Here is an 18,618-nt window from a genome sequence, read left to right as displayed (position 1 = left end):
GGAAAGGCGAGTCCTTGCCGGCGGCGCATTCGTCAAGCCAGCGCCTCTGGGCGGCAAGCAGTAACGGTCTGAACTCTAACGCGGCGATCAGGCGGAATTGTCTGAGTCGGTCGGTTTAGTGCTTCAGGCTTGAGATGCCGCCGGAGGCCTCGGTCGCCGATCTGGCGTCTGCACCAACTGGGCTAATGCGGGCGCCGCGGCTCGCGCCCGGCGCGATGGCTTACAGGATGCTGTGCTGGCGAACTCTGGATCGATAGCGATTCTCGCGATGGCGACGCCGAAGCCCAAGGCGATGAGGCTGGCGATTGCATTCTTCAATGTCACTTTCGAGAAAAACGGCAAAGCCTGGGGAAGATTTTTCGTTGTTACGATGGCGTAGACGATCCGATAATCGCTCGCATTGGGCCGGGCGGTGGGATCGCGAAGCTTGATTCCAGCCGGAAGCTGTTCATTCAGCTTCGCCCGGAAGACTTCGTCCGCGACGAAGGCTTCGGCTGCTACACTGCCTTGCGCGAACAGGTGGCTCAGGGTCGCCGAGTTCTTGTAGACTTTCACATGGATCAGGTCACGTCCATTTCGGACAAGGTCGCAAAATTCGATCTTGTCGTAAGCACCTCCGAATTGAACCGTCTTTCGATCAAGCAGTTCATAGCCGGTGGAATCGGAAGCCACGCTCGCGTTGTATGCAGTTTCACTATCGTGCTTAAAGGCTGGCATTTCTATTGTGTCAACTTCAAGCTTTGAGAGCTGCCCTTCCACCCGTTGAATAAAGCTTTGTTTGACCTGATGCCAATCGCCGTTGCGGAGAATGTATGTTTCGGGGCCGCTCGCGATTTCGGCATACAAGCAGCGATAGGCCGACCATTTGCGCAAGGGTGCGAAATGTTCGTCAATCGGGTATATGACGCGACTTCGCAGTGCTGCAGCGGTGAGTTCTTCACCTGCGTCAACCATGTATTCAATCAACTGATGCAATTGAAGCGTCTTGTGAACCAGAGTTCGCTCGCGTAAATCGAACGAGTAGCCAATCTGCGATTCCCAATCGACGATTTCTGGTTCGCCGAGCCACACGTTGTCGGGAAGGTCGTCCATTTGCAGCAGCTCCGTTAGCTCCATGTCGAGTATTTCCAGCGTGTCGCTGTCCTTGACACGTCGCAGATCTTCGATCCATGAAAATCGCTCAGGCACCCCGCTGCTGTAGCGGCGCAGCGCTTCGGTCAGCACCTTTGGCAAGTCGTTGAACGTGATCTCTGGCGCAATCGTCAAAGCGTCGCGACCGGTGATGTGGCTTCCGAACAAGGGTTCGGTCGACGCCCCGGTGATTGCATAGACCAGATCGGTTTCCGTGTTGATAAGCAAATCGAAGATGTCGACGTCCTTTGGGCTCTGACTTCTCATATTCAAGGGATTCGACGCGTAGCTCGATTTGTCCAAGCTCTTCAACTTGTCTGGATCGATCGAGCCGAGCGCCACACGGAGGCCAAAGTCACGCACGACGAAGTCAAGCTCAAGCAGATGGAAGCCCGTCCCGAATGTAAGGACGAAAACCGCGCTTTCTGCCCGAAAAATCAGTGCTGCACCTTCTGAGCGCCTGCCTTCGAACAGATCTTCTGGTACTTCTTGATTCGCTATTAAGAAATTCGCCCAAGCGGGTTTCGTTGGCGGCGGGCCGTCCTTGACATACAGGCGAGCACTTCCCGACGAGATTTTCAAATCGACAGGTCTCTTTGCTTTGCCGGTTTCGATTATCTGTTCGTCGCGTAGTGCCGAGTCCTTGATTAGGTAAATGGTCAAGTGTTCGCTTTTGGTTTGATACTCTCTCATCGCTGCCCCCGCCGCCCGTGAGGTCATGATTTTTAGCCAAACGTCAAGTTCTGTTGTGGCATGTCAGCGGATTTTGTACCTTTTATTTTTGGAGTCAATACAGTCATCCACAGGAAGGAAGAACGTCCAAAGAGCGATCGATAGACACCACAACTACGCCGTCCTCCTTGAGATAAGCCTAGTCGCGTTCTGAGTAAGAGGTGTGTATTGCCCCGTATCAATGTTGCATACATCAACTCCATGTGATTGCTCCCCATGCGCGCTTTGTCGTAATCCCAATTTCTTTTCCGCTCACATATTTGTATGCTGCCTCTATGATCGCTAGGACTAGCGATCCATACTGTGACTACGCGTTGACTCTTTTAATGGCTGACCTCGAAATCTTGTCCAAAAAATCTTCTACAAGACGCTGCGACTCCGGCGCCTCAGGGTTGTGCGTCGGAATGCCTAACTCCTTCAGCGAACGAGCTATATGCTCGTCGGCTGCTGCCCGGAAAGCTTGATCTGGGTCACGACCATCGCCCAACGGGATCGTTTTGTCGAGTTCTGTCTTGAAGAGCATCGCGTAACGCGATGAATGCAATCCGACGAGCGTGTACAGATAGTTCCGCTCCGCCGCGGTGATAGTGCGACGTGTTGATACAAGTGCGGCCTCAAGATAGCCAATCGCATCTGATGCCGGGCGATCTACGAGAATCAAATCACACTTCAGTTCATGCTCTAGCTCGCTCGAAATAACTGACGCGATGATCCAAAGCGTGCTTTCGAAGGTATGGTCGCGCAAGATGGGAAATCCGGCAGCTTGACAGCGCGTCGCGACATCGCCCACCCTCGCCACGTGAAGCCCGCGGCGTTCCGCCTGTTCGCGCACTTTCTCGAAAAACGTTGATTTTCCCGTCGAGTGTGTACCCGTAATGCCGATCATCTGCGCCATTAGAATAGGTCCTGTTGCTGATTGTTGATGAATTCAGGCGTCTCGATAGCTGCAATGTCGACGAGCTTCCTGAGCGTAGCTCGCCTTGAAGCCTCGAGTGTTTTGATCAAGTCGAGGAACAAATAGGCCGTTGCGCGTGCGTCGCCGGACGCTCGGTGAAAAGTGCTTGAGTGAATGTCGATTTGCCGCTCCGATACGAGAGATGACAAAGCGTAAGATCGAGCACTGGGATGCACTGCGCGAGCTAATTTGAGCGTGTCCAGGACGAGGACTGGGTGCCAGTTCGGGATGGCCTTCTTCAGAAGTTCAACGTCCACGCGCACGTTGTGACCGATCACGATTTTAGAGCCCAAAGCCGCAAACACTTGTTCCGCGACATCGGACAGGCTTGGCTGCCCCGCCAGCATCTCATTTTTGATACCGTGGAACGCGGTCGCCTGGGCCGTCACGGGTTTTTGGGGGCGAACAAGCCACTCATCGTGCTGAGGCATAAGCTCACCGGCACTGATATGAAATATCGCGAGCTCGATGATCTCTTGGGGCGTCTCGCCGTTTCCCTCTACATCAACGACAGCGAAATCCCACTGGGTCCATTGCGTATCAAGCATTTCCACCGTCACTCGTCTGCAATCGTTTCTGGAACACTAAGGGCCTTTCTTCAACCAGCCCCGCCTGATATTGCTGCATTTCTGCAAGCTTGATTTGTTGAAGCAACGACCGACGGGCCTCATCGTCTAGGAAACTCAGTTGCTGCTCAAACATCGCTGCTTTCATATTTGCTAGCTCGAGGCTCAGACGCGACAGCCGATACTCCTTGGTTTTATCGTCGATCTGGTCAGCATGGTGCTCAGCTGGCGTACCGGGCCTTGCCGAGAAAGGGATAGCGACGTTGATATGTAAGTTTAGTGCTCGAGCGAGCTTCAATGTTTGCTGAAAGTCGTTCTCGGTTTCGCCGGGAAACCCGACCATCCAGTTGCAGTAGAACACGACGTCAGTGGTGTTCCGGAAGGTTGCATACGCGTCCGAAATCTTCGACAAATCCGGATTGCGGTTCATGGCTCTAAGTATCTTCTCAGAACCACTTTGAAGTGACACGTAGAGAAGATCGATGTTTCCTGAGTCGCAGAGACTCTTCAGAAGCTCGGCGTTCTTCATGAACGGCTTTGGCTCGATGTATCGGATCGACAGACGCATCTGAGGACTGAGCGCCACCAGCGCTTGCAACAGGTCGGCAAACCTTGGTCCGGTTCCCTCTGCGCCATAGTTCCCTACTTCGTCACCTACGAGAATCAGTCGTTTGACGCCACGGTCGAGTGCGGCAGATGCTTTTCTCAGGATGTCGTCGATGGGTACCGACTCAAAATCACCTCTTCCCCGTGGAATGCTGCAGAACGAACAACGGAACAGGCAGCTTCGCGTCACTGTGATGAGTTCGGCCGACTCCTCCTCGTGGTAGAAAACGAACCCCTTCGTTGTACGTCTGTACAAACTCGCCAGCGCGGTTCCATGCTCACGATCCAGTTGTTCGAGTCGTGCGAGCACCTCGGCCTTCGCGGTTCCGACTCGTCGCCGCATTTGAGTCAATCCGTTGTCCACGTTGCCTTCGAAATCGTGCGCCGTATCCTGAGAAATGTCTCGATCGAGTGCTCGAAAGTCTTGGCCGGTGCGGTTGCGTAGGATGTCCGCGTGCGACTGAAAGTTGATAGGACGGCTCGCGATAGCCGCGCTTACAACGTCGGCACTTACGTTTGCGATACAGCCTGTCACTGTGATCTTTGCATCTGACGCCCGTGAACTGATCTGGCGAATCTGGCTTATGGCGTCATCCACCCAAGTGGATCGTACAGAGCACCCGGAAAAAATCACTTCATCGGCAAGCTCAGGCTGATCAACGATGACGAAGCCATCGCGTTCGAGCCCTACTTTTAGTACGTTAAGATCGTAGCTCGAATTTAAACAAGAATTATGCGCCAGGAAAACTCGGCGCCCGGTGTGGTTCATTTGGTCTCACATCGCCCCGCGTAGCGGGCACATTATCTTTTGCGCGACGGCATGTCGAAATCCAATGCGTTGCACAAACTTTTAGTGAATTCTTGAGAGGACCAAACCCTGCGCTGCGTCCTCAACGAAGTCTTCTAAAATGCCACTGCCTAGCTTTTAAAGCAATAGTCAGTTGAATGTGACGAGTCGTTGCCGATTGCTTCGAGCATATGCACCAAGACGAACTGCCATTCGAGGCCGCGTTTTGGAGTCAAAGGCACACGAGTACGGGTGCACCACGAAGGCGGGTCTGGGTAAACACGGGTATGGCGGACAACAACAGGACAGCTAGGAATAAGGCCTGCCAATGCCAGTGCAGTACCCTGGCTGTCGCCAGTACATATCAGCGCAATCGCAACGACAGCGCTATTCTTCTATCCCCGTAAACCGAAGAGATATCTTGCCATGGCAGGGGGGCACAACTACACATGTCGTCTGCAGCAGCAAGAGGATGACCGTCCGGTCGCCGCCTCATAGGGGACTTGTTTGTGCGGCACAAACGGGTCGATATAGGTCAGAGCGAGATGCTGAGGCCGGACATCATCCGCAAGCAATTTCCGGTGTCCCCGCACGACAACAAAGATTGAGCAGACTCATACAGTTCGTCCGTTCCAATCGAACTGTGTCGAAGCGTCAAATTCTGGTCAATTGCTTACTGTGACGGATCGACGTTCGCCATCACCTCTCGCAATGGCCGTGTGATTGACCTCAATGTCTGCCTATAACCACCGGCTAACGTGTGCCCAAGCAAAGAACACTGTCTAATAGGCAATGTCCAGCCGATGTTGATCGCGCGCGCGGATGGATACGTCGCACGTCCTGAACCACACGTCGAACCCTCATTTCCATCGACCCACCAACAAAGGAGGAATCCGAACCATAAAAACGCCGCAGTAAACGAGCGCGGGCCGCAAGTGCTACCAACACTCACGACCCGCTAACCACAGCCAACTAAGCAGGAGTTGCCCATGGCTAAGCCGAATCATAAAGCACGACCACCGAAGACGGAACGTTTCGTAACGATCCAGGAAATGTGGGGTACGCCGAAAACCGACCTCAAGCCGGAGAAGTTCTTCCCGTACATGAAGATTGGTGGAATGTGGCTGATCAGCGATGCGTGTTTTGTCCCGGGCCGAAAGGCGCGAATCGATATTGAGCCTGGCCGGCTGATCATCACGCAGTTGTAAAAGGCATCGCCGCGAGATGCGGCCGCGCTGCGCGAAGTCGCGCAGCGCGCCGGGTAGGGTGCTGCTACCAGCCGCCCCAACGCATCACCAGGCGATATTGCAAGACGACCGCGACGTCCTCGCACCGCCGGTAGCCGTGCAATGCGTGCCCGCGCCGTTGTCATAGAACGTGCGCGTCTCCGGTTGCGGCACCGACGGGTCGAACGGATTCGGCGTACCGTGCGGACCGCGCGCGGCATCGTACGGCCGCGTCGGCGCATACGAGCCGCCGCCGCCAGCTGGCCGCGAGCCGTTATCTCGCAGGTACTCGTTCCAGTTTTGCTCGCGCTGTTCATATCCAGGCAACGCGCGGCCAAGACTATCGCTGCCACCTGCGCCGAGCGCGACGCGATTCGGGGGCAATACCAAATCGGGTTCGTGCTCCGACGAAGGCGGCGGTGCCACAAGCCTATCGCCCGACACACGCAACGGCCGCGTATCAGGCGTATCGAACGGACTACGCTCCACGGGCGCAGCGTACTGCACGCGGCGACGGTTCATACGTGCCGCATGCCCATCATCGCGAACAGCAGCACGCCGCTCCGAACGAAACACATTTGCCCCTGCCGACCGCTCGACGAGCGTATCGTGCCCCGCAGCATCGGCAGCGGAAACAGAAAGCGCACACGCAAACGCGGCGGCAGAAGACAAGCGAAAAGGATGATTCATCGGCGATCCCAATCAGGTGATGTGCATTGAGCAAAAACGGCAGATCACTGGCTGGCGAGACTGAACGACGGACGGGCGTCGAAGCGGCCCTGAGGCGACGGCGAGGCGCGGCGGGCGCGACTCGCAGGAAGGCTGGCTGGATTGCAGAGGCGAATTCGTATTATTTCACACAAATATCAAATAGCTTTCTAAGTCGCCTGAAATGTCGGCAAACAGAAGGATTTACCGCCCACGCCGAGCGCCCCTTGTTGGTGCTTCCCCTTCAAATCGTCAGCTGATTGATTTTCAGCGATCGGACCCTTAGTAGGCCAAACACGCTCCACGAACAATCCAACATCGCCGAACACCATGCCCAGCAAGGCAACCACCCAAACTAACCCCCGCCAGCGCAACCCGATTGCACCGAAAGCAAACGTTCTCGCCCCCACTCGGTTGCCCTCCGGTCGCCACCCCATCCCTACGTGTTTTCCCTCAGTCGACCGGCATTTTTGACAGACAATTTAAAAACGCCCATATAATTTCGGCTGCCTTGCCAACAGCTGTCGGACCATCCCTCCGATCAAGCGATTTGGCAAGCGGGGCAGGCGAAACGCTTGCGCAATGCAAGACGCATCACGATGTCTTTCCGAACCAGACGTCCCCTCCGGGGACTGCAAGAGCCGGGCCCCGCTACGCAACATTCCGCCGGAGTTCCGTCTTCTATGTGTCTCGGGCGTGTCCCATGTCCTCGCCCCGGGTGCTGTTCGATTGCGCAAGTCATGCCGCCTTTGCCCGTATGACTAAACAACATCGAGGAGCTCCCAGATGACGCTGTCCCGTCTTACGTCCATTTCCGTCGCCGCCGTGCTGTTCGCCGCGGGCGCCGCCGCCGCGCAAGCGGAAACCGTGAAGATCGCCATCGCTGGTCCGATGAGCGGCTCGGTCGCCCAATATGGCGACATGGTGAAGGCCGGCGCGCTGACCGCGATCGAGCAGATCAACGCGGCAGGCGGTGCGGGCGGCAACAAGTTCGAAGTCGTGCTGATGGACGACGCCTGCGAACCGAAGCAGGCCGTCGCCGTCGCGAACAAGATCGTCAGCCAGAAGATCAAGTACGTGATCGGCCACGTGTGCTCGGGGTCGACGATCCCCGCATCCGACATCTACGAGAACGAAGGCATCGTGATGGTCACGCCGTCGGCCACCGCGCCGCAGCTGACCGAAGGCAAGAAGCGCCACTTCATCTTCCGCACGATCGGCCGCGACGACCAGCAAGGCCCGGCCGCCGCGCACTTCATCATCAACAACGTGAAGCCGAAGAAGGTCGCGGTGCTGCACGACAAGCAGTCGTACGGCCAGGGCATCGCGTCGTCGGTGAAGAAGGATCTCGAAGCCGCGAAGATCCCGGTCGTGCTGTTCGAAGGCATCAACGCCGGCGATTCGGACTACTCGGCGATCATCACGAAGCTGAAGTCGCAAGGCGTCGATTTCGTCTACTTCGGCGGCTACCACCCGGAAATGGGTCTGCTGATGCGCCAGGCGCGCGAGCAGGGCGTGAAGGCAACGTTCATGGGCCCTGAAGGCGTGGGCAACAAGGACGTGACGGCGATCGCCGGCCCGGCTTCGGAAGGCATGCTCGTCACGCTGCCGGCAGACTTCTCGGCCGACCCGGCCAACGCGGCGCTCGTGAAGGCGTTCGCGGACAAGAAGCGCGACCCGAACGGCCCGTTCCAGATGCCGTCGTACGCAGCGGTGAAGATCATCGCCGACGCGATCGCGGGCGCGAAGACGACCGATCCGACCAAGGTCGCCGCGTACATGCACAAGACGACGTTCGACACGCCGATCGGCAAGGTGTCGTATGACGCACAGGGCGACCTGAAGGCGTTCAAGTTCGTCGTGTACACGTGGCACAAGGACGCGACGAAGACCGCCGCCAAGTAATACGGAGTACCCGCCCCGCGCACCCGCTCTGCCCGTCACCCGGGCGGAGCGCGTGCGCATTCGGCCGTTCCGCGGCCAACGGGCGGCCCGAGACGACACCGTGCGTTGCGCGCGGCCGCAGCCGTGATCCGGCGCGGCACGCGACGCGGCGCCAACGGGAGCTTCCCGCACATGACTGACTTCTTTCCGCAATTCGCCCAGCAGCTGGTCAACGGCCTGACGCTGGGTGCGATCTATGCGCTGATCGCCATCGGCTATTCGATGGTCTACGGCATCATCGGCATGATCAACTTCGCCCACGGCGAGATCTACATGATCGGCGCGTACGTGGGCCTCGTGACCCTGACCGCCATCGGCATCTCCGCCGGCTATCCGCTGCCGCTCGTGCTCGGCGCCGCACTGATCGTGTCGGTGATCGTCACGGGCCTGTACGGCTTCGCGGTCGAGCGCGTCGCGTATCGGCCGCTGCGCGGCGGCCCGCGCCTCGTGCCGCTGATCTCCGCGATCGGCATGTCGATCTTCCTGCAGAACTACGTGCAGATCGGCCAGGGCGCGCGCGACGTGTCCGTGCCGGTGCTGATCTCCGGCGCGTTCGAGATTCATCTCGGCGGCGACTTCGACGTGACCGTTCCATATGCGCGTCTGCTGATCGTCTGCGTGACGATCGTGCTGATGATCGCGCTCACGCTGTTCATCTCGCATTCGCGGATGGGCCGTGCGTGCCGCGCGTGCGCCGAGGACATGAAGATGGCGAACCTGCTCGGCATCGACACGAACCGCGTGATCTCGTTCACGTTCGTGCTCGGCGCGATGCTGGCCGCCGTCGGCGGCGTGCTGATCGGGCTGACGATCGGCAAGCTGAATCCGTATATCGGCTTCGTCGCGGGCATCAAGGCGTTCACCGCCGCGGTGCTCGGCGGGATCGGCAGCATCCCGGGCGCGATGCTCGGCGGCGTGCTGCTCGGCCTCGCAGAAACCTTCGCCGCAGGCTACATGCCGGCCGAGTACAAGGACGTCGTTGCGTTCGGCCTGCTCGTGCTGATCCTGCTGTTCCGCCCGACCGGCCTGCTCGGCAAGTCGGACATCGAAAAGGTTTGACGGAGACGCAGATGAGTACAGTCATTTCCGTTCGCCGCCCGGCCGCCGACGCTTCGTTCGGCCAGGCGCTGAAAAATGCCACGGCCGCCGCGTTCCTGACGGCGATCCTCACGATCCCGGTGCTCGGCCTGCAGCTGAAGCTCGACGGCTATCAGGTCGTGCTCACGCCGCACTGGCGGCCGGTGTGGATCGCGGTCGCGGCCGTGTTCCTGTTCCAGTTGTTCAAGCCGTGGCTCGTGCGCGCGAAATCGGCGGTGAAGCTGCCTGCGATGCCCGCGATGGGCGCGCAGCAGCAGCGCGTGGTCGTGTGGGTGCTGCTCGCGGTCGGGCTCGTGTGGCCGTTCTTCGGTTCGCGCGGCGCGGTGGACGTCGCGACGCTCGCGCTGATCTACGTGATCCTCGGCCTCGGGCTGAACATCGTGGTCGGTTTCGCAGGGCTGCTCGATCTCGGTTATGTCGGGTTCTACGCGGTCGGCGGCTATACGTACGCGATGCTGAACCAGTATTTCGGGCTGTCGTTCTGGGAGTGCCTGCCGCTCGCCGCGATCGCGGCGGCGACGTTCGGCTTCCTGCTCGGCTTCCCGGTGCTGCGGCTGCGCGGCGACTATCTCGCGATCGTCACGCTCGGCTTCGGCGAAATCATCCGCCTGCTCGCGAACAACCTGACGAGCCTCACGGGCGGCCCGGACGGCATCTCGGGCATCGCGAAGCCGACGGTGTTCGGCTTCGAGATGGCGCGCTCGGCGAGCGTCGAAGGCGCGAAGACCTTCCATGAGCTGATCGGGCTGGAATACAGCGGCGAGCACATGGTGATCTTCCTGTACCTGATCGCGCTGCTGCTGGTCGGCTTCACGCTGTTCGTGACGAGCCGTCTGATCCGCATGCCGATGGGCCGTGCGTGGGAAGCGCTGCGCGACGACGAGATCGCGTGCCGTTCGCTGGGCCTGAACCCGACGCGCATCAAGCTGTCGGCGTTCACGCTCGGCGCATCGTTCGCGGGTATCGGCGGCGCGTTCTTCGCGGCGCGCCAGGGCCTCGTGAATCCCGAATCGTTCACCTTCATCGAATCGGCGCTGATCCTCGCGATCGTCGTGCTCGGCGGGATGGGCTCGCAGCTCGGCGTGATTCTCGCGGCGATCCTGCTGACCGTGCTGCCGGAAGTCGCGCGCGGCTTCGCCGAGTACCGGATGCTGATCTTCGGTCTGGTGATGGTGTTGATGATGATGTGGCGTCCGCAGGGCCTGCTGCCCGCGAGCCGTCCCCACGTGGAGCTGCCCCAATGAGCGCGAATGCAGAACTGTTGAAGGTCGCCGGGCTGCAGATGCGCTTCGGCGGGTTGCTCGCGGTGGACGGCATCGATTTCGACGTGCGCCGCGACGAGGTGTTCGCGATCATCGGGCCGAACGGCGCGGGCAAGACCACGGTGTTCAACTGCGTCGGCGGCTTCTACAAGCCGACCGGCGGCGACGTCGTGCTCGACGGCCACCCGATCGCGGGGCTGCCGAGCCACAAGATCGCGGTGAAGGGCCTGGTGCGCACGTTCCAGAACATTCGCCTGTTCAAGTCGCTGACGGTCGTCGAGAACCTGCTCGTCGCGCAGCATCGCAAGGTGAAGGCGGGGTTGCTGCCAGGCCTGTTCTCGACGCCCGCGTATCGCCGCGCCGAGAAGGAAGCGCTCGAACGCGCGGCCGTGTGGCTCGAACGGATGGGGCTGAAGTCGGTCGCCAACCGGCCGGCCGGCACGCTGTCGTACGGGCACCAGCGGCGTCTCGAGATCGCGCGTTGCATGATCACCGAGCCGCGTCTGCTGATGCTCGACGAGCCGGCGGCCGGCCTCAACCCGCAGGAAAAGATCGAACTGCAGCATCTGATCGACAAGCTGCGCCGCGAGTTCGGCGTGTCGGTGCTGCTGATCGAACACGACATGAGCCTCGTGATGGGCGTGTCGGACCGCATCCTCGTGATGGAGCACGGCCGGCCGATCGTGATCGGCACGCCGGAAGCGGTCCGCAACGACCCGCGCGTGATCAAGGCGTATCTGGGGGAAGAGTGATGCTGAAGCTGGAACAGGTCCATACGCACTACGGCGCGGTCGAGGCGCTCGCGGGCGTGTCGATCGAGGTGAACAAGGGCGAGATCGTCACGCTGATCGGCAGCAACGGCGCCGGCAAGACGACGCTGATGATGACCGTGTGCGGCACGCCGCGCGCATCGTCGGGCCGCGTGCTGTTCGAGGGCAACGACATCACCGCGATGTCGACGCACCAGATCATGCGGCAGGGGATGGCGATTTCGCCGGAAGGGCGGCGCGTGTTTCCGAGCCTGACGGTGCTCGAGAACCTGAAGATGGGCGGGTTCTTCGCGAGCCGTCACGAGATCGACGACGGCATCGAGCACGTGTTCAAGCTGTTTCCGCGCTTGAAGGAACGTGCGACGCAGCGGGCCGGCACGATGTCGGGCGGCGAGCAGCAGATGCTGGCGATCGGCCGTGCGCTGATGAGCAAGCCGCGTCTGCTGTTGCTCGATGAACCGACGCTCGGCCTCGCGCCGCTCGTGATCGCGCAGATCTTCGACATCATCCGGACGATTCGCGACGAAGGCGTTACGGTGTTCCTCGTCGAGCAGAATGCGAACAAGGCGCTGGGCGTGGCCGATCGCGGGTATGTGCTCGAAACGGGGCGCGTGGTGCTTGCCGATACGGGCGCGAATTTGCTTGCTAATGATCGGATCAAGCAGGCTTATCTCGGCGGTTGATGGTCGATGCCGCCGGCCTGCAACGGGCCGGCGGCGGTGCTGATCTGATTGGCGTGGTCTTCTTCTTGTGACGCTTTGGAATACAGGTTTGCAGCGATTGTGTAGCCGATCTAGCTTCGATCGTAGCCGAATCGGCTACATTTAAATGCCGATCCGGACCGACAAGAACATTCGGCGGGACGATATCTCGTAGCCAATTCGGCTACAATCGTAGCCAATCATGCTACGATCCATTGCCTCGACCCTATTTAGCGACTACCGGCGCCGTGTGCTGGGCCTGCTCCTGTTGCGGCCTGATCAGGCGTTACACGTACGCGAAATTGCCCGTTTGACGGGCACAACCCCCGGTACCCTGCACAAGGAACTGAGCAAACTGGCCGAAGCCGGCATCTTGAGCCGGGATCGACAGGGAAATCAGGTTGTTTATCGCGCCAATCGAAGCTGTCCGATCTATGAGGAGCTGGCTTCGATCATGCGAAAGACCTCGGGCATGGGTGACGTGCTGGCTGAAGCACTGCTGCCTTGCGCCGAGCAAATCGCCGTGGCGTTCGTGTTCGGCTCGGTCGCGCGCGGTCAGGAGACGGCGGACAGCGATGTCGACGTGATGGTGATCGGTTCGGTCGGGTTCGCAGCGGTGGTAGGGATGCTTTACGATGCTCAAGCGACATTGGGGCGGGATATCAATCCCCAGGTACTGTCGCCCGACGAGTTTCGTGCCGGTGTCGACAGGCAAGACGCATTCTTGCGGGACGTGCTTGGAAAACCCAAGATCTTCTTGATCGGTAGCGACGATGACCTTGCAGAACTTACTCGGCGTTAGCCTCGATGCGGTCCAGCCGGACCGGGAACAAGCGATGCGGCTATTCGCTGCCGCGGAGCGAAATCTGGCGGATGCGCAACTTGCGGGATTGAGCAACGAAAACCGCTTTGACGCGGCCTATAAGGCGATCATGCAACTCGCGATGCTGGCGTTGCACGCGAATGGCTTTCGCACGATGACGAGCCGACCGGGACATCACCAGACAGCGATCCAGACGCTCCCGCAGACGATCGGGCTGCCGGTCGCTCGCGTGATCGTGCTCGACGCGCTGCGCAAGCAGCGCAATCTGTCGGATTATTCCGGAGACGTGGTTCAAACGTCTGCTGTAAATGAGTGTTTTGCCAGTGCGACGGCGCTTATGACCGACGTGAAGGCGTGGTTGACGACGAACAAACGCGAGTTGCTGGAAGCGCAATAAATAGCCGCTGCCGTTTTGAAGGGCCAACGCAAGACCGACTCAATTCGGATTCGCCGCCCCTTCACCAACTCGTCGATCGTCCACGGATGGCTACTGCTGCTCGATGAACCGACGCCCGGCCTCGCGCCGCTCGTGATCGCGCAGATCTTCGACATCATCCGGACGATCCGCGACGAAGGCGTAACGGTGTTCCTGGTCGAGCAGAACGCGAACAAGGCACTCGGCGTGGCCGATCGCGGCTACGTGCTTGAAACAGGGCGCGTGGTGCTCGCCGATACGGGCGCGAATCTGCTCGCGAACGACCGGATCACTCAGGCGTATCTCGGCGGTTGACGGTCGATGCCGCCGGCCCGCAACGGGCCGGCGGCGCTTTCGCCTTCACGTATCCAGGGCCGTTCCAGGGCTTGTTTTCATGGTCCGATCCTGAACGTGCTTTTCAACACGTCGCGCAGATGCAGCGCGGCGCAATTGCTGTCGTCCGTGAGGATGGTGATCAGGTGCGGTGGGAGATCGGGGAGCGCGATTCCCGCGATGTTGCTCGTCAGGTTGCCGGACAGGCGCTCGTGCTCGATGAGGCCGATCGCGAGGCCGCTGGCGATGCAGGCTTCGACCGCAGGCGAACTCGCGCTCTCGAGCAGCAGCCGATACGCGATCCGGTGCTTCTTCAACGCGGCCAGCGCGGTGTCGCGGTACGGGCATCCCTGCGACGGCACCGCAATCGGCAGTGGCGCAGCCGGGTTGAACCGGAAGGTTCGCGCGGCCACCCAGACCGGATGGATCCTGCCGAGCAGTTCACCGTGCGGCAGCGCCTTCGGCACCACGGCGATCGTGATGTCCAGTTGGCCGCGCGCGAACAGCTGTTGCAGTTCCTCGCTGGAGCGCGCTTCGACCGTCAGTTCGAGCAACGGCCGGTCGGCGGCAAAGCGCGGCAGGAACTCGGCCATGAAGTGCGCCGCGTAGGAATCGGGGATGCCGAGCCGCAGCTTGCCGGTCAGCATCTGCGGCGACAGCGATTCGACGAGCCGGTCGTGGCTCAACAGGAATTCCGTGGTGTCGCTCAGCAGTTTATGGCCGTAGTGCGTGAGCTCGACCGCCTGATTGTTTCGCGTAAACAAGCGCTGCGCGACCATCTCTTCCAGCTTCTGAATCTGGGCCGTGACGGCGGAAGGGCTGCGGTTCACGGCGGCGGCGGCGTCCTTGAAGCGGCCGAGCTTCGCAACGGCATGGAAGGTACGCAGCAGATCAATGTCGAGCGTGCGCGGCATGGTTTCGAATTCCTGAATCAGTAATTCATGTAATGTCGTTTGACCAAATTATTGGGGATCCCTATCCTCGGGTCAACCGACAGGAAAACCGATCGCCGTGGCGTCCGCCCGAGGGGCGATTCATGTCGATGCCCGAGAACCGTCGCCCATGCAGCTATTCCTGATCCAGCTTGTTTTCGTGTTGTCGTGGAGTTCCGGCTTCATCGGCGCCAAGCTCGGCGCTCAGACGGCTGGCGCGTTCAACCTGCTGTTCTGGCGTTTCCTGCTCGTGACGCTGTGCCTGGCGATCGTCCTCAACCGGCAGCTCGGGCGCCTGACGCTGGAGAAAGTCCGCTATCACGCGGTGATCGGCTTCCTCTCGCAGTTCCTGTACCTGAGCTGCGTCTACGTGGCCATTCAGCATGGCCTGCCGCCGGGCATCGCGGCGGTCGTCGCCGCGTTGCAGCCGCTCATCACGGCGGCGATGACGACGCTGGAAGGCAGCGAGCGCAGCGGGGCGCGACAGTGGGCCGGGCTCGTCGTCGGATTCGTCGGCGTCGGCATCGTGATCGGCGGGCAATACGCGCTGCCGACCGAGTCGGTCGGTATCGTCATGTACATCCTGCCGCTGGTTTCCGCGCTGGGGCTGTCGGTCGCGACGATCTACCAGCGGCGGCGCGCGCTGACGGCCGCATGCAGCAACGAGGACGGGTTGTTTCTGCCGCTGTTCGTGCAAGGGGGCGTCAGCCTGGTCCTGTTCGCGGCGTGCGGGATCGTCACGGGCGACCTGCACGTGCCGACCCAGCCGAATGTCTGGGTGTCCGTGGTGTGGTTGACGGTATTCTCGACCTTCATGGCGTACCTGACGTTGTGGGCGCTGCTCAAGCGCATGCCCGCGACGCGCGTGGCGATCCTCGTCTATCTCGAACCGCCCGTGACGCTGACCTGGGCTGCGTGGATGTTCGGCGACAGCATCCAGGTGGCGACTTACGTCGGCATCGTGGTCGTCGCGATCGGCGTGTGGCTGGCCAGCAAGCAAGGCGATCGAACCGCCCGGGCCCGGTGCGCGGAAATGGAAGCGGCCGGGCGTTGAGCCGCTGGTTGCGCGGGCGGTTCCGGTGTAGCTTCGCGAGACGGCCCGGCTCGCGGAGGAACCCGATGAAAGTCAAACGGATCGTCGCCAATATCGACACGCGGTCGATCGACGACGCCAGGTGCTTTTACCAGCAGATTTTCGGCCTCGACCTGCTGATGGATCACGGCTGGATCGCGACGTACGGCAATGCCGAGCCGATGAGCGTGCAGATCAGCTTCGCGTCGCAGGGCGGGTCCGGGACGCCGACGCCCGACCTGTCGATCGAGGTCGACGATCTCGATGAAGCGCTCGCGCGTGTTCGTTCAGCTGGTATTCCCGTCGAATACGGCCCTGCCGACGAGCCGTGGGGCGTGCGGCGTTTCTATGTGCGCGATCCGTTCGGCAAGCTCGTGAATGTGCTGGTGCATCGCTGATGCTTCGCACGGCGTGCATTTCAAAATATTCCGATATTTTTATGAAAGAGGCGTTGGAGTAAATGATTTAATCTCCCCCCCCGATAATTCGCCGAAATGGAAGACCCGAGGGGAAAATGAAAATCATACTGAGAGGGGGGCGCCGGCATTTGTTGTCCATCGTCGGCAGTTTTCTGATTGTTTTCCTGGGTGCATGCGGCGGCGGGGGCGACGACATCGATTCGTCGGCGTCTGCCGATCGTACGTTGCTGGTCTATATGGTCGAGTCCGATTTAGCCAGCGACGCGCAGAAAAGTCTGGACGCGATGACCAAGGCGACTTTCGGCACTCGGCTGAACCTTGTGGTGACGACGGGGGCAGGACGCGACGTGGTAGACGGAGTCGACTGGTCGCACACCCAGCGCTGGTTCATCGGGAACGGGCAGAAAACCAAGCTCGCCGATCTCGGGCAGCAGGACATGACGAAACCGGATACCTTGCGCGACTTCCTGGTGTGGGGCATCCGGAACTATCCGGCCAAACGTTATGCGGTCGTTTTGAATGACCACGGTGGCGGGTATCGGGGATTTGGATTTGTGGGGGAGTCGGCACACCTGTCGCTCACGGATCTTGTTTCGGCATTTGACGGTGCGAAAAATGCTACAGGTGCAAGTTTCGACCTGATTGGCTTCGACGCCTGCCTGATGGCCAGCGTCGAGGTGGCCGCGGCGTTGCAGCCTTATGGCCGTTATCTCGCCGCCTCTGAAGATCTCGAGTATGGTGGTTGGGATTACGAGAGCATTCTCTCGGGCCTTGCAAATACTCCCGATCTGGACGGACTGGCACTTGGGACACTGATTGCCGATACGTACTCCAAGTCACCCGACAGGAGTTCGGACTTCACCTTTTCGGTAACGGATTTGCAGCAGATACCGCCTCTTGTCGCTGCGCTCAACAACTTCGGCTCCGAACTGAAGTCCGGAAATTACCCTGTCGCCCAGATGGCGAAAATCAGATCCGAAGCTCAATCGTTTTCGACAGACTGGATGCGCGATACGGACGTCGTGGATCTTGTGCAATTGTCTAAAGGGATGACAAACGGTCTGAAGCCGGCCATGGTTACCAGTGATGCAGTTATCGCACCGCTTGTCAAACGTGCCGCTATCTACCAGGTTGCCGGCGCCGCGCGCAAGGACACGGGCGGGTTGAATATCTTCATGCCGGCGGGTTCGATCTATCAGCCCGGTTATCTGAAAGAGTATGCCTCGCTGAAACAATGGATGGGTGGGTATCAGGATTTTGTCAGCCAGTACGCGGAAGCATTGACGCTGAACTTGGACGTTGCGATTGGTCTGACCGAGCCTATCATCGATAACGGAGTGGCATCTTCTTTTGTTACGTTCCCGCAATTTTGGAACAACAAAAATCCGCTTGCTTTCATCTCGTATCAAGATGGAAACAATACGAAGTATGCGATGCGATCGATCGATGCGGCATTGCCGGCCGTGATTGATGATGTCAACATCGATCCATCATCAATATTGATGGTCAAATGGAATCTTGATGACAGGATTTATGCAATTTCACGAGTTCCGGTGTCGTTAATTCCGACGACAACTCCTGATTCAGGAGGCGCTGGAAAATATGTGATTCCTGTCATGAGATTGAAAAAAGGGTTGCAGAGAAAAATTGAAGAAAGCGACTATGAGGCGGGATTTTTGCTGGTTGATAAAAATGTGGAAAGTGGCAGGTTGACGATAACGCATTATGTGACGAGTCTCGGCGGGGCAGTTGGGCATGCCACTCCCGTTAGCGAATTGGGCGGCGACTGGACGATATATCCAAGTTATTGGACTGGCGCTTCGTGGTGGAGGAACGACAGTCAATCGATTGATTCAGCCGCGAACCAGTGGTACCTCGATGAAATTTCCGTGCCCGCGAAGAGCTATGTATTGTCATTTGCAGTAGCAGACTTCGCTAATCGCCTGCATGTTTCCGAATCCGTTTCTGTTTCGACTCCACTTGCGGGGCTGGCTCGGACGCAAGCACGCGTTTCGGCATTGCATTGAGTGATCGAGCCGGCGATCCATTTGAATTTCGCGCTGCCGAGCGCTGGTCATGTGGATTCGCGCCGCTTCCCGATTCGTGCCGGGTTGGCCCGCACGGCGCGATGCTTGAAC

17 protein-coding genes and 1 pseudogene are annotated in these 18,618 nt (G+C 59.5%); 12 read left to right on the top strand and 6 right to left on the bottom strand.

Translation table 11 applies throughout. The annotated features are described in order from the left end of the window. Nucleotides 1-123: 123 nt before the first annotated feature. The 4 genes from MRS60_RS23380 to MRS60_RS23365 all read right to left on the bottom strand — a co-directional run bounded on the left by MRS60_RS23380 (nt 124) and on the right by MRS60_RS23365 (nt 4,759). Complete coding sequence (locus tag MRS60_RS23380) at nt 124-1,851, bottom strand: TIGR04141 family sporadically distributed protein (protein ID WP_243566787.1); 1,728 nt, start codon at nt 1,849-1,851, stop codon at nt 124-126. A gap of 319 nt (nt 1,852-2,170) precedes the next feature. Continuing rightward, nucleotides 2,171-2,758: an AAA family ATPase gene (locus tag MRS60_RS23375; RefSeq protein ID WP_243566786.1), complete on the bottom strand. Its 588-nt coding sequence runs from the start codon at nt 2,756-2,758 to the stop codon at nt 2,171-2,173. Beyond that, nucleotides 2,758-3,366 carry a 3'-5' exonuclease gene (locus tag MRS60_RS23370; protein ID WP_226128111.1) on the bottom strand — a complete coding sequence of 203 codons (609 nt, stop codon included), beginning with the start codon at nt 3,364-3,366 and terminating at the stop codon, nt 2,758-2,760. The genes MRS60_RS23375 and MRS60_RS23370 overlap by 1 nt, the downstream gene beginning before the upstream one ends. Continuing rightward, a complete protein-coding gene (locus MRS60_RS23365; protein ID WP_175897666.1) occupies nt 3,359-4,759 on the bottom strand; it encodes a radical SAM protein in 1,401 nt (466 codons plus the stop codon). The genes MRS60_RS23370 and MRS60_RS23365 overlap by 8 nt, the downstream gene beginning before the upstream one ends. A gap of 1,007 nt (nt 4,760-5,766) precedes the next feature. Between MRS60_RS23365 and MRS60_RS23360 the strand changes: the two genes are divergently transcribed. After that, nucleotides 5,767-5,985: a type I toxin-antitoxin system SymE family toxin gene (locus MRS60_RS23360; RefSeq protein WP_243566785.1), complete on the top strand. Its 219-nt coding sequence runs from the start codon at nt 5,767-5,769 to the stop codon at nt 5,983-5,985. An 84-nt stretch (nt 5,986-6,069) separates the two neighbouring features. On the opposite strand, the gene MRS60_RS23355 is transcribed toward MRS60_RS23360, so the two are convergent. Next, the gene (locus MRS60_RS23355; protein ID WP_243566784.1) at nt 6,070-6,693 is read right to left on the bottom strand and encodes a hypothetical protein; all 624 of its coding nucleotides are present in this window, start codon (nt 6,691-6,693) and stop codon (nt 6,070-6,072) included. Between the two features lie 804 nt (nt 6,694-7,497). Here MRS60_RS23355 and MRS60_RS23350 point away from each other — a divergent pair. The 8 genes and pseudogenes from MRS60_RS23350 to MRS60_RS23315 form a co-directional block, all read left to right on the top strand. Beyond that, nucleotides 7,498-8,616 carry a branched-chain amino acid ABC transporter substrate-binding protein gene (locus MRS60_RS23350; protein ID WP_047902577.1) on the top strand — a complete coding sequence of 373 codons (1,119 nt, stop codon included), beginning with the start codon at nt 7,498-7,500 and terminating at the stop codon, nt 8,614-8,616. A 171-nt stretch (nt 8,617-8,787) separates the two neighbouring features. After that, nucleotides 8,788-9,714 (top strand): high-affinity branched-chain amino acid ABC transporter permease LivH, encoded by a 927-nt coding sequence (gene livH / locus MRS60_RS23345; protein ID WP_034181013.1) that lies wholly within the window; start codon nt 8,788-8,790, stop codon nt 9,712-9,714. 11 nt (nt 9,715-9,725) lie between these two features. Next, nucleotides 9,726-10,997: a high-affinity branched-chain amino acid ABC transporter permease LivM gene (locus MRS60_RS23340; protein ID WP_243566783.1), complete on the top strand. Its 1,272-nt coding sequence runs from the start codon at nt 9,726-9,728 to the stop codon at nt 10,995-10,997. Further along, nucleotides 10,994-11,767: a high-affinity branched-chain amino acid ABC transporter ATP-binding protein LivG gene (gene livG, locus MRS60_RS23335; RefSeq protein ID WP_034180686.1), complete on the top strand. Its 774-nt coding sequence runs from the start codon at nt 10,994-10,996 to the stop codon at nt 11,765-11,767. The genes MRS60_RS23340 and livG overlap by 4 nt, the downstream gene beginning before the upstream one ends. Then, a complete protein-coding gene (locus tag MRS60_RS23330; protein ID WP_011694813.1) occupies nt 11,767-12,468 on the top strand; it encodes an ABC transporter ATP-binding protein in 702 nt (233 codons plus the stop codon). The genes livG and MRS60_RS23330 overlap by 1 nt, the downstream gene beginning before the upstream one ends. A gap of 220 nt (nt 12,469-12,688) precedes the next feature. Then, entirely contained in the window at nt 12,689-13,288 is a 600-nt protein-coding gene (locus MRS60_RS23325; protein ID WP_034180684.1) for a nucleotidyltransferase domain-containing protein, read from the top strand. After that, entirely contained in the window at nt 13,260-13,706 is a 447-nt protein-coding gene (locus MRS60_RS23320) for a DNA-binding protein (RefSeq protein ID WP_243566782.1), read from the top strand. Before MRS60_RS23325 ends, MRS60_RS23320 begins: the two co-directional genes overlap by 29 nt. 90 nt (nt 13,707-13,796) lie before the next feature. Further along, nucleotides 13,797-14,039 (top strand): annotated as a pseudogene (locus MRS60_RS23315) (branched-chain amino acid ABC transporter ATP-binding protein); the annotation flags it as partial. A gap of 77 nt (nt 14,040-14,116) precedes the next feature. On the opposite strand, the gene MRS60_RS23310 reads toward MRS60_RS23315, so the two are convergent. Beyond that, nucleotides 14,117-14,971, bottom strand: coding sequence for a LysR substrate-binding domain-containing protein (locus tag MRS60_RS23310; RefSeq protein ID WP_347814848.1), 855 nt, complete (start codon nt 14,969-14,971; stop codon nt 14,117-14,119). A 148-nt stretch (nt 14,972-15,119) separates the two neighbouring features. Between MRS60_RS23310 and MRS60_RS23300 the strand changes: the two genes are divergently transcribed. From MRS60_RS23300 to MRS60_RS23290, 3 genes are all read left to right on the top strand, one after another. Beyond that, the gene (locus tag MRS60_RS23300; RefSeq protein ID WP_034180681.1) at nt 15,120-16,043 is read left to right on the top strand and encodes a DMT family transporter; all 924 of its coding nucleotides are present in this window, start codon (nt 15,120-15,122) and stop codon (nt 16,041-16,043) included. 65 nt (nt 16,044-16,108) lie between these two features. Beyond that, complete coding sequence (locus MRS60_RS23295) at nt 16,109-16,459, top strand: VOC family protein (RefSeq protein ID WP_034180680.1); 351 nt, start codon at nt 16,109-16,111, stop codon at nt 16,457-16,459. Nucleotides 16,460-16,575: 116 nt separating this feature from the next. After that, complete coding sequence (locus MRS60_RS23290) at nt 16,576-18,507, top strand: clostripain-related cysteine peptidase (RefSeq protein WP_243566781.1); 1,932 nt, start codon at nt 16,576-16,578, stop codon at nt 18,505-18,507. The last annotated feature ends 111 nt before the right edge of the window (nt 18,508-18,618 follow it).

The sequence above is a fragment of the Burkholderia pyrrocinia genome (assembly GCF_022809715.1).
GTDB lineage: Bacteria > Pseudomonadota > Gammaproteobacteria > Burkholderiales > Burkholderiaceae > Burkholderia > Burkholderia pyrrocinia_C.
This window is presented reverse-complemented; position numbering and strand designations above follow the sequence as displayed.

Excerpts from the sequence above, each read along its gene's own strand:
- MRS60_RS23380 (WP_243566787.1), bottom strand. The coding sequence starts at position 1,851 with ATGACCTCACGGGCGGCGGGGGCAGCGATGAGAGAGTATCAAACCAAA.
- MRS60_RS23375 (WP_243566786.1), bottom strand. The coding sequence starts at position 2,758 with ATGGCGCAGATGATCGGCATTACGGGTACACACTCGACGGGAAAATCA.
- MRS60_RS23370 (WP_226128111.1), bottom strand. The coding sequence starts at position 3,366 with ATGCTTGATACGCAATGGACCCAGTGGGATTTCGCTGTCGTTGATGTA.
- MRS60_RS23365 (WP_175897666.1), bottom strand. The coding sequence starts at position 4,759 with ATGAACCACACCGGGCGCCGAGTTTTCCTGGCGCATAATTCTTGTTTA.
- MRS60_RS23360 (WP_243566785.1), top strand. The coding sequence starts at position 5,767 with ATGGCTAAGCCGAATCATAAAGCACGACCACCGAAGACGGAACGTTTC.
- MRS60_RS23355 (WP_243566784.1), bottom strand. The coding sequence starts at position 6,693 with ATGAATCATCCTTTTCGCTTGTCTTCTGCCGCCGCGTTTGCGTGTGCG.
- MRS60_RS23350 (WP_047902577.1), top strand. The coding sequence starts at position 7,498 with ATGACGCTGTCCCGTCTTACGTCCATTTCCGTCGCCGCCGTGCTGTTC.
- livH (WP_034181013.1), top strand. The coding sequence starts at position 8,788 with ATGACTGACTTCTTTCCGCAATTCGCCCAGCAGCTGGTCAACGGCCTG.
- MRS60_RS23340 (WP_243566783.1), top strand. The coding sequence starts at position 9,726 with ATGAGTACAGTCATTTCCGTTCGCCGCCCGGCCGCCGACGCTTCGTTC.
- livG (WP_034180686.1), top strand. The coding sequence starts at position 10,994 with ATGAGCGCGAATGCAGAACTGTTGAAGGTCGCCGGGCTGCAGATGCGC.
- MRS60_RS23330 (WP_011694813.1), top strand. The coding sequence starts at position 11,767 with ATGCTGAAGCTGGAACAGGTCCATACGCACTACGGCGCGGTCGAGGCG.
- MRS60_RS23325 (WP_034180684.1), top strand. The coding sequence starts at position 12,689 with ATGCTACGATCCATTGCCTCGACCCTATTTAGCGACTACCGGCGCCGT.
- MRS60_RS23320 (WP_243566782.1), top strand. The coding sequence starts at position 13,260 with ATGACCTTGCAGAACTTACTCGGCGTTAGCCTCGATGCGGTCCAGCCG.
- MRS60_RS23310 (WP_347814848.1), bottom strand. The coding sequence starts at position 14,971 with ATGCCGCGCACGCTCGACATTGATCTGCTGCGTACCTTCCATGCCGTT.
- MRS60_RS23300 (WP_034180681.1), top strand. The coding sequence starts at position 15,120 with ATGCAGCTATTCCTGATCCAGCTTGTTTTCGTGTTGTCGTGGAGTTCC.
- MRS60_RS23295 (WP_034180680.1), top strand. The coding sequence starts at position 16,109 with ATGAAAGTCAAACGGATCGTCGCCAATATCGACACGCGGTCGATCGAC.
- MRS60_RS23290 (WP_243566781.1), top strand. The coding sequence starts at position 16,576 with ATGAAAATCATACTGAGAGGGGGGCGCCGGCATTTGTTGTCCATCGTC.